This is a genomic window from Melaminivora alkalimesophila, assembly GCF_000282995.1.
GTDB classification, from domain to species: domain Bacteria; phylum Pseudomonadota; class Gammaproteobacteria; order Burkholderiales; family Burkholderiaceae_C; genus Melaminivora; species Melaminivora alkalimesophila.
This window is the reverse complement of the sequence record NZ_ALEE01000432.1, coordinates 1-8,776: the sequence shown is the minus strand read 5'-3', so window position 1 is coordinate 8,776 and position 8,776 is coordinate 1. Positions and strand designations below refer to the sequence as shown.

At 69.8% G+C, this 8,776-nt stretch carries 7 protein-coding genes and 1 pseudogene; 1 reads left to right on the top strand and 7 read right to left on the bottom strand.

Features of this window, described 5'->3' with window-relative positions:
* Both A612_RS08525 and A612_RS08520 read right to left on the bottom strand, forming a co-directional pair.
* Window positions 1–183 (bottom strand): annotated as a pseudogene (locus A612_RS08525) (50S ribosomal protein L3 N(5)-glutamine methyltransferase); the annotation flags it as partial.
* Entirely contained in the window at window positions 167–1,333 is a 1,167-nt protein-coding gene (locus tag A612_RS08520) for a PilT/PilU family type 4a pilus ATPase (RefSeq protein ID WP_019374081.1), read from the bottom strand. The pseudogene A612_RS08525 and the gene A612_RS08520, both read right to left, overlap by 17 nt.
* Window positions 1,334–1,633: 300 nt before the next feature.
* Between A612_RS08520 and A612_RS08515 the strand changes: the two genes are divergently transcribed.
* The gene (locus A612_RS08515) at window positions 1,634–3,136 is read left to right on the top strand and encodes a methyl-accepting chemotaxis protein (protein ID WP_019374080.1); all 1,503 of its coding nucleotides are present in this window, start codon (window positions 1,634–1,636) and stop codon (window positions 3,134–3,136) included.
* A gap of 12 nt (window positions 3,137–3,148) precedes the next feature.
* Here the strand turns inward: A612_RS08515 and A612_RS08510 are convergent, their stop codons facing one another.
* From A612_RS08510 to A612_RS08490, 5 genes are all read right to left on the bottom strand, one after another.
* A complete protein-coding gene (locus tag A612_RS08510) occupies window positions 3,149–3,769 on the bottom strand; it encodes an RnfABCDGE type electron transport complex subunit B (protein WP_019374079.1) in 621 nt (206 codons plus the stop codon).
* A gap of 10 nt (window positions 3,770–3,779) precedes the next feature.
* The gene (locus A612_RS08505) at window positions 3,780–5,099 is read right to left on the bottom strand and encodes a polyhydroxyalkanoate depolymerase (RefSeq protein WP_019374078.1); all 1,320 of its coding nucleotides are present in this window, start codon (window positions 5,097–5,099) and stop codon (window positions 3,780–3,782) included.
* 172 nt (window positions 5,100–5,271) lie between these two features.
* Window positions 5,272–6,345 (bottom strand): GTP pyrophosphokinase, encoded by a 1,074-nt coding sequence (locus A612_RS08500; RefSeq protein ID WP_019374077.1) that lies wholly within the window; start codon window positions 6,343–6,345, stop codon window positions 5,272–5,274.
* Between the two features lie 43 nt (window positions 6,346–6,388).
* A complete protein-coding gene (gene dusA / locus A612_RS08495; RefSeq protein ID WP_277422521.1) occupies window positions 6,389–7,381 on the bottom strand; it encodes a tRNA dihydrouridine(20/20a) synthase DusA in 993 nt (330 codons plus the stop codon).
* Window positions 7,382–7,405: 24 nt separating this feature from the next.
* Window positions 7,406–8,776, bottom strand: a 1,371-nt coding sequence (locus tag A612_RS08490; RefSeq protein ID WP_019374075.1) for an AMP-dependent synthetase/ligase, incomplete at its 5' end; no start/stop codon positions are given.

Below are 8,776 nucleotides of genomic sequence, written 5' to 3'. Positions count from 1 at the left end.
CAGGCCGAGCTGCCACAGCACGAGCCAGATGGCCTCGTCGCGCGCGTTGGTGGTTCCGTGGCCAAAGCGGACGCCGGCCGCGGTAAGCCGCGCCTCGCCGCAGGCGACCAGCTCGCCGATGGTGTTGCCCGCAAGGCCCGAGGAAGGCGGCGGCAGGGGCAGCGGCTCAACCGGGGCGGACATCCAGCACGATCTCGGTGAAGGAGGGCGCGTCGTCGTCCTGGGGCTGGGCACGCTGCTGGGCCTGTTCCTGCGCCGTGCGCCGGGCAGCCGCGAAGTCGTTCTGCAGCCGCCACATCAGGTTGGTGGGGGAATCGGCGTAGGCAAGGGCCTCGTTGCGCTCGATGGTGCCATCCAGGATCAGCTCCGCCAGCGACTCCTCGAAGGTCTGGGAGCCTTCGGCCATGGATTTCTCCATGGCGTCGCGCACCCCCGAGAAATCGCCTTGCTCGATCAGCTCGGCCACCAGCTTGGTGTTGAGCATCACCTCGGCGGCCGGCACCCGCGAGCCGTCCTTGGCGCGCACCAGGCGCTGCGAGATGATCGCCCGCAGCGCCGAGGACAGGTCGCCGAGCATCGTGGAGCGCACTTCCACCGGGTAGAAGGACAGGATCCGGTTGAGGGCGTGGTAGCTGTTGTTGCCGTGCAGCGTCGCCAGGCACAGGTGGCCGGACTGGGCATAGGCGATCGCCGCCGACATGGTCTCGCGATCGCGGATCTCGCCGATCAGGATCACGTCGGGTGCCTGGCGCAGGGCGTTCTTCAGCGCGGTCTGCAGCGATTGCGTGTCGCTGCCGATCTCGCGCTGGTTGATGATCGAGCGCTTGTTCCTGAACTGGTACTCGATCGGGTCTTCGACGGTCAGGATGTGGCCCGTCAGCGTCTGATTGCGCTCCTCGATCATGGCCGCGAGGGTCGTGCTCTTGCCGGAGCCTGTGGCGCCGACCACCAGGACCAGGCCGCGCTTTTGCATGATCAGCTCGCCCAGCACCGGCGGCAGGCGCAGGCTGGAGAGCTGGGGGACGTCGTGGGAGATGTAGCGGATCACGATCGAGTAGGTGCCGCGCTGGCGCATCCCGCTCACGCGAAAGCGGCCCACGCCGCTCAGCGGCACGCCCATGTTGAGCTCGCCGGTCTCCTGCAGCTCCTCGATGCGCTCGGGCGGCACCACTTCCGCGAGCAGGTTGAGGGGCGCGTCCGGCGGCAGGATCTGGTTGTTGATCGGCACGCACTCGCCGTTGATCTTGATGAGCGCGGGTGCGTTGGCCGAAAGATAGACGTCCGACGCCTTCTTCTCGGCCATCAGCCGGAGGATTTTTTCCATCGTGCCCATGCTTGCTTCCCTCGTGTGCGGACCGTGTCCGTGGTTCGGGCGCGTCGGCTGGGCCTGCGCGGGCTCCAGAGAGCGCCCGGTGTCGTCTTTCCAGGCAGGCATTGTAGGGAGGGGCCTGGGCCGCAGCGCCCAGGTGCGCGGCCCGCGCGCCCCTGTGTCGCCTTGGCGCGTCAGTCGGCAGGGACGGAGGGGTAAGAAAATATTCTTTTGTTACATGGGTATCATTCAAATACCCGACACGGCCCGGGCGGGGCATGGGTCGTCGCGCTGACACGGTGGGAGGCATTGCTGGCAATGGGTATGCGATTTTTTCTCCGTCCGGGCCTGTGGCTCATGCGGCGCATGGGGCTGTCGGCGAGGCTGGCCCTCCTGACGGCGCTGGCCGCGCTGTCGCTGCCGTTGTTGTTGCTGCTGCAGGCGGGCGCACCTGCCGCCGCCTGGGGCGCCTGCCTGGGTCTGGCCTTGTTGCTGGTCTACTTGGGCGTGGCGCTCGAGCAGAGCATTGCGCCCGGCCTGCGCCGGCTGCAAGAGGCGGTGCAGCGCGCCTCCGGGGGCGACCTGTGCGCACGCGCCGCCCTGCAGGGGGGCGACGAGCTCGCTGCCCTCGGCCGCGCGCTCGACGGTATGGTGCTGGCGCTGTCCGCCACGGTGGCCGACGTGCGCAGCAACGCAGCGCTGGTGGCCCATGCCGGACAGTGCCTGGCACGCGACGGCGGCGCGCTGTCGGAGCGGACCGAACAGCAGGCGGCCAGCCTGGAGCAGACGGCAGCCAGCGTCGAGCAACTCTCATCCGCCATGTCCCAGAACGCCCAGGCGGCGGGCGTGGCCGCCGAGGAGGCGGCCCGGGTCCGCGAGGCGGTGCGGGCCGGCGTGCAGGGGATGGAGCAGGCGATCGCATCCGTCGAGCGCATCCAGGAAGGCGCGCGGCGCATGGGCGAGATCATCGCGGTGATCGACGGCATCGCCTTCCAGACCAACATCCTGGCGCTGAACGCTGCGGTGGAGGCGGCGCGCGCGGGTGAGCAGGGGCGTGGCTTCGCGGTGGTGGCGGGCGAAGTCCGCACGCTGGCAGGGCGCTCCGCGGCGGCGGCGCGCGAGATCCGCTCGCTGATCCAGGCCTCCGTCCAGCAGGTCGAGGACAGCGCCGGCCTGATCCGCGGGGCGGGGCAGGCGATGCAGGCAATGACCGCGGGCATGCAGGGCGTGGCAGCCCATGTGGACGAGATCTCGCACTCGGTGGTCGAGCAGAGCACCGGGTTGCGCGAGATCAGCTGCGCCGTGCAGCAACTCGACCAGATCACGCAGCGCAACGCCCACATGGTGGCAGACAGCCTGCAGCAGGCGCGCGCCCTGGAGGGGCGGGCCACCACCTTGGCGCGCTCGGTGCTGCAGTTCCGGCTGCAGCAGGGCACGGCCGACGAGGCCGCGGCGCTGGTGGAGCGGGCGGCCGCGCTTTACCGGCCGGGCCAGGAGGCAGAGTTCCTGCAGCGGCTGACGGACCCGGCCGGGCCGTTCCACGACCGCGACATGTACGTGTTTGCGCTCGACGCGGCAGGCACCTACCGCGCCTTCGGGGGCAACCCCGACAAGGTGGGCTCTCGGGTGCAGGACATCCCGGGCATCGCCGGCGACGCGCTGGTGCGTGCCATCGTCGCCCAGGCCGACCAGGGGCCGGGCTGGGTGGAGTACGACATCACCCATCCTGCCACCGGGGCGGTGCAGACCAAGATGTCGTTCGTGCAGCGGGTGGGCGATTGGTACCTGGGCTGCGGGGTGTACAAGCGCCTGGCGGTGCCGGCCTGACGGAGGCGGAGCTCAGGCGGGCGGCGTTCCCGTCTGGCGCGCCCGCGCCCGCGCCAGCACGGCGGCCAGGGCGGCGCGCCTGTCCTGCTCGGCGGGAGCGGGGGCGTCCACCGGCGCCTGCGCGCGCTCGAGCCGCAGCTGGCGCGCTTGGTAGCGCTCTTGCGCGGCGCGCGCCTGCTGCGCCGACCACGCATTCCAGCCGGTGGCCTCTCCGCTGGCAGCGTGCATGTGGATGCAATCCACGGGACAGGCAGGCACGCACAGCTCGCATCCCGTACAGTGGTCCGCGATCACGGTGTGCATGCGCTTGTTCAGGCCGAGGATCGCATCCGTCGGGCACGCCTTGATGCACAGGGTGCAACCGATACACCAGTCCTCGTCGATCACGGCCACGGCCCGCGGCCCCTCGCTGCCGCAGGCCGCATCGAGCGGCAGCACCGGCTGGCCGGTCAGGGCCGCCAGGCGTGCGACCCCTTCGGCGCCGCCGGGCGGGCAGCGGTTGATCGCCGCTTCTCTGCGGGCGATGGCCTCGGCGTAATGCGCGCAGTCCGGGTAGCCGCAGCGGGTGCACTGCGTCTGGGGGAGCGCCGCGTCGATGCGCGCCGCCAGGCCGGACAGGGCAAGCAGGGCCATGGCGCGGCCCTCAGGCGGCGCGCTTTTCGGCCAGCGGCAGGGCGGCGACCGCGGGGCGGGGCTTGCTGGCATCCGCGTCGAGGATGAAGGCGCGCACTTTGGGATAGACGAGCTCGCGCCAGCGCCGGCCGCTGAAGATGCCGTAGTGGCCTGCGCCCTGGACCTCCAGGTGGTGGCGTGCCTGTTCGGGGATGCCGCTGCACAGGCCATGCGCCGCCTGGGTCTGGCCGCAGCCCGAGATGTCGTCCAGCTCGCCCTCGACCGTGAGCAGGGCGGTGTGCGTGATGTCTTGCGGGCGCACACGCTCGGGCACGCCCTGCGGGTTGCGCACGTCCCAGGTCCCTTTCACCAGGGCAAATTCCTGGAACACGGTGCGGATGGTTTCCAGGTAGTAGTGCGCGTCCATGTCGAGCACGGCGTTGTACTCGTCGTAGAACTTGCGGTGTGCCTCGGCGCTGGCGTCGTCGCCCTTGACCAGATTGCGAAAGTAATCGTAGTGGCTGGTCGCATGCCGGTCGGGGTTCATGGCGATGAAGCCGGTGTGTTGCAGGAAGCCGGGGTACACCATCCGGCCCGCGCCCGGGAACTTGGCCGGCACGGGGTAGATGACGTTGTTCTCGAACCACTCGTAGCTGCGCTGCGTGGCCAGGTCGTTGACCGCGGTGGGCGAGCGGCGCGCGTCGATCGGCCCTCCCATCATGGTCATGGATAGCGGCGTGGTCTCCCCCCGGCTGGCCATCAGGGAGATGGCGGCGAGCACCGGCACCGTGGGCTGGCAAACACTCATGACGTGGCAGTTGCCGTACTTGCCCTGCAGGTGCCGGATGAACTCCTGCACGTAGTTCACGTAGTCGTCCAGGTGAAAGTCGCCTTCGGCGAGCGGCACCATGCGCGCGTTCTTCCAGTCCGTGATGTAGACCTTGTGGCCGCTGAGCATGGTGCGCACCGTGTCGCGCAGCAGCGTCGCGTAGTGGCCCGACAGCGGCGCCACGACCAGCACCACCGGCTGGTCCTTGAGCTTCGTGAGCGTGTCGGGGTCGTCCGAGAAGCGCTTGAAGCGGCGCAGCTCGCAGAAGGGCTTGTCGAGCTCCACGCGCTCGTGGATGGCCACCTCCACACCGTCGACCTGCACCGTGCGGATACCGAACTCGGGCTTTTCATAGTCCTTGCCCAGGCGGTGCATCAGGTCGTAGGCGGCGGAGATCCGGTGGGCCGTCTGCGTGTGGCCGAAGGGGTTCAGCGGGTTGCTGTAGAACTTCGCCGTCGCCTGGGCCAGGTCGGCGAAGGGCTCCATCAGGCTGCGCTGCGTTTCATAGAGGGTGTAGAGCATGGCGTAAGTGATTGTTGCGACCTGATATATATCAGTTACTGACGTTGCCTGCAGGGCGTGATACCACTTAGGCAGCGTCTCCCTGGCGACACCTGGCCGCTAGGCCGGGCTGCGGTGCCCTCAGGATGCGTTCTGCTGCCGGGGGGCGTCTGTCAGAGACGGGCTCGGCGCCTCAGGAGGCTTCTGCCTGCAGCCATGTCTGAAATGCGGCCCGTGCGGTGTTGCGCAATGCGGGCTGGAAGGTCTCGGGGTCGCCCAGGTAGAGGCAGTGCCGGATGACGGTAAAGGGGTTGAAACTGCGCCCCGGCTCGGCCGCTTCGTAGGCCTGCTTGTAGCGCTTGACCGTCGCCAGACCCTGGCGCAGGGTGGCGTTGAAGCGTTCGCGCGTGATGGCCGGGTCCCAGCCGAGAATGTCGTCCACGAACAGGTCCACGCGATGGGCGTCGAACTCTTGGTCAGGAAAGAAATGGCGCGCGATGCGCAGGAAGCTGAACGCATCGAGCACCTTGCTGCCGCGCGGGGCCGCGCTGCCTTCCTGCCCGGACCCATGCGTTCCCTCCAGTTCGGCCGGGTCGTCTCCCGGGCGCTGCAGCTCCGCTTCGGTGGCGTCGCGGATCTGCCGGAACTCCCGGTCCGCCAGCTCGAACAGGGCCGACAGCACGTTGATGCGGCGCTTGAGGGCCGCCGGGATCGATTTCTTGTACTTGATGCGGTGGTCCAGCACGCTCCAGGCGTCCTGGATGATGGTGCGCACCTGCAGCTCGAAGGGCTCGCACAGGTGCGCCGTGTGGGGCGCTGCATCCGCCAGCTCCGCCTTCAGGCGCAGGTCCAGGTGCAGCCCCATGTAACCGAAGGCCGACTCGGTGCCCTGCACGGCGCCCACCTTGTCCGTCACGTCGATGACCTCGAACTGTTGGCGCACGAGCTGCGCGATCCGCCCCAGCTCGTCCTCGTAGAGACACACCACGCGCACCCCGATCAGGTCGGTGATGCAGCGGCGGATCTCGTAGCCGCCGCCATCTTCCTCCAGCGCCGCCCGGTACTTGCGCGCGAACTTGCGCAGGCATTCATCGCGGTCCTTGACGCGGCCCTCGACCTTGGCGATCTCCAGGCCCGGCACCTGGGCCAGGAGCGCCTGCAGGCGCGCCACATGCAGCGCGCAGGCGAGCTCCAGCGCCGTGCGCTCGCGCGCATAGAAGGCGTGGAAGGCGATTTCCTCGGAAGTCAGGCGCGTGGCAGCAGGCATGCTGGAAGGAGGGTGGACGGTGGCACAAGGATAGCGCCAGGCCTCAGGGCCGTGCGCGCGCGAGCGCCATCACCTCGCGCGCCGGCAGTGGTTTGAGGCGGTGGTCGCTCCAGACCTGGCGCCAGCGGCGCGCGCCCGGCAGCCCGGCGCGCAGGCCCAGCATGTGCCGCGCCACCGCCTGCCAGGGGGTTCCATGCTGTGCGGCCTCACGCTCCATGTACGCCACCATGGCGTCCTCCACCTCCTCGCGCGACAGGCCGGGGCCCGGCTGGCCGAGGAATTGGCGGTCCCAGCTGGCGAGCCACCAGGGGTTGTGGTAGGCCTCGCGCCCGACCATGACGCCATCGACCACCGCGAGCTGCCCGCGCACCGCCTCATCGCTGGCGATGCCGCCGTTGATGGCAATCACGAGTTCGGGAAAGTCGCGCTTGAGCCGGGCGACCATCTCGTAGCGCAGGGGCGGGACCTCGCGGTTTTCCTTGGGAGACAGCCCCTTGAGCCAGGCGTTGCGAGCATGCACGATGAACACCCGGCAGCCCCCCTCGGCCACCGTGCCGACGAAATCGCGCACGAAGCCGTAGTCTTCCACCCGATCGATGCCGATGCGGTGCTTGACGGTGACGGGCAGCTGCACGGCTTCGACCATCGCGCGCACGCAGTCGGCGACCAGCCGGGGTTCTGCCATCAGGCAGGCCCCGAAGGCGCCGCGCTGCACGCGCTCGCTCGGGCAGCCACAGTTGAGGTTGACCTCGTCGTAGCCCCATTCCTGAGCCAGCCGCGCGCACCGCGCAAGATCGGCGGGCTCGCTGCCGCCCAGCTGCAGGGCGACGGGATGTTCGGCCGCGTCGAAGCGCAGGTGGCGCTGCACGTCGCCATGCAGCAATGCGCCGGTGGTCACCATCTCGGTGTAGAGCAGTGCGTGCCGCGTGAGCAGGCGGTGCAGGTAGCGGCAGTGCCGATCGGTCCAGTCGAGCATCGGCGCCACCGACATGCGCCAGCGATTGGCGGCGAGCGGGGCAGGCGGGCGGGGTTGCACGGTGGTGGCGTCCAGGCGGCGTCTTCAGCGGCGCTCGTAGAGGGCCTCGATCTCGGTGGCGTAGCGCGCCATCAGGTTGTTGCGCTTGAGCTTGAGGGTCGGGGTCATGAGGCCGTTTTCGACGGTCCAGGGCTCGCGCACCAGGTGCACGGCGCGCGGGACGGCATAGCGCGGGAAGCTGGCGGTCTGGCGCTCGATCCGGGCGAGGGCGGCGCGCTGCACGCGCGGGTCGCGCAAGGCCGCAGGGTCCTTGGGGTCCAGCCCCAGGCCCTGGGCGAGCTGCGTCCATTCCTCGCCGCCCACCACCGCGACCGTGGCGATGAAAGGCCGATTCTCCCCCACGGCAAACACCTGGGCAAAGAGGGGATCTGCGGCGATCGCCAGTTCCAGGTCGCCCGGCGGGACTTTCTCACCGGTGGAAGTGACGATGATTTCCTTGATGCGCCCGAGGATGCGGATGCGGCCCTCCACGATCTCGGCCTGATCCCCGGTGGACAACCAGCCGTCGGGCGAGAGGACCCGCGCCGTGTCTTCCGGCCGCTTCCAGTAGCCCCGCATCACGATCGGGCCGCGCACCTGCAGTTCGCGGTTGTCGCCAATCCGAACCTCCACGCCCGGGAGCGCCCGGCCGACGGTGGCCGGATCGTTGTCCTCCACGGTGTTGGCGCTCACCACCGGCGCGGTCTCCGTCATGCCGTAGCCCTGCACCAGCGGCAGGCCCAGGCCCAGGAAGCAGCGCGCGATGGTGGGCGACAGCGGGGCTCCGCCGCTTACCGCCACGCGCACGCGGCCGCCGAACTGCGCGAGCAAGGGCCGTGCCACCAATAGCCGCAGCAGCGGCCATGGCAACAGCCGCGCCCAGCCGGCCCTTGCACCATCCTCGGCGGCAGGGGGCGGCAAGGCCTGGGCCGCACGGAAGCGCCGCCAGCCTGCGGCCTGCGCCGCCTCGAACAGGCGCATCTTCAGCGCCGAGGCCGAGAGAGCCTCCAGCACACGGGCGTGTACCCGCTCGTAGATGCGCGGCACCGACACCAGCACCGTGGGGCGCACGGTCCGCATGTCCTCGGCCAGCTGCGCCACCGAGCGCGCGTAGGCCACGCAGCTGCCCGCGGCGATGGCCAGGTAGTAGCCGGCCGTGCGCTCGAAGGTGTGGGACAGCGGCAGAAAGGACAGGAACACATCTTGCGGGGTCGGCGTGATGCGCGCCAGCACGGCAGCGACGTCCGAGACCACGTTGTGGTGGGTCAGCATCACGCCCTTGGGCTTGCCCGTGGTGCCGCTGGTATAGACCAGCGCCGCGAGGTCGTGGGGGGCGGGCGGCGCTGGCAAGGCCGTGTCGGCCGCAGGGTGTGCCAGCCAGTCCGCCAGCGCCGCGACTGGCACCGGCGAGTCGCC